The 848-nt window shown below is 64.5% G+C and carries 1 protein-coding gene; it reads left to right on the top strand.

The window, feature by feature from the left end; all coding sequences use genetic code 11:
* The coding region (gene tuf, locus GTK09_RS27090) for an elongation factor Tu (protein WP_163466488.1) at positions 1-848 on the top strand (848 nt) is incomplete at its 3' end.

Below are 848 nucleotides of genomic sequence, written 5' to 3'. Positions count from 1 at the left end.
ATGGCCAAGAGCAAATTCGAGCGTAACAAGCCGCATGTGAACATCGGCACGATCGGACACGTCGACCACGGCAAGACGTCGCTGACGGCGGCGATCACCAAGTATTTCGGCGAATACCGCGCCTATGACCAGATCGACGCGGCGCCGGAAGAGAAGGCGCGCGGCATCACGATCTCGACGGCCCATGTCGAATACGAGACCGAGAACCGGCACTACGCCCATGTCGACTGCCCGGGCCATGCCGACTACGTCAAGAACATGATCACCGGTGCCGCTCAGATGGACGGCGCGATCCTCGTCTGTTCGGCGGCCGACGGCCCGATGCCGCAGACCCGCGAGCACATCCTGCTCGCCCGTCAGGTCGGCGTTCCGGCAATCGTCGTGTTCCTCAACAAGGTCGACCAGGTCGACGACGAGGAGCTTCTGGAGCTGGTCGAGCTCGAGGTTCGCGAGCTTCTGTCGTCCTACGAGTTCCCGGGCGACGACATTCCGATCGTCAAGGGCTCGGCTCTCGCCGCCCTCGAAGACTCGGACAAGAAGATCGGCGAGGACGCGGTGCGCGAGCTGATGGCGGCGGTCGACGCCTACATCCCGACGCCCGAGCGTCCGATCAACATGCCGTTCCTGATGCCGATCGAGGACGTGTTCTCGATCTCGGGCCGCGGCACCGTGGTGACCGGGCGCGTCGAGCGCGGCGTCGTCAAGGTCGGCGAGGAAGTCGAGATCGTCGGCATCCGCGACACCAAGAAGACGACGGTCACCGGCGTCGAGATGTTCCGCAAGCTGCTCGACCAGGGCCAGGCCGGCGACAACATCGGCGCTTTGATCCGCGGTGTGGATCGTGAAGG

The sequence above is a fragment of the Jiella pacifica genome (genome assembly GCF_010500815.1).
GTDB classification, from domain to species: domain Bacteria; phylum Pseudomonadota; class Alphaproteobacteria; order Rhizobiales; family Rhizobiaceae; genus Jiella; species Jiella pacifica.
The sequence above is the reverse complement of the archived record's forward strand: the minus strand, read 5'-3'. Positions and strand labels throughout refer to the sequence as shown.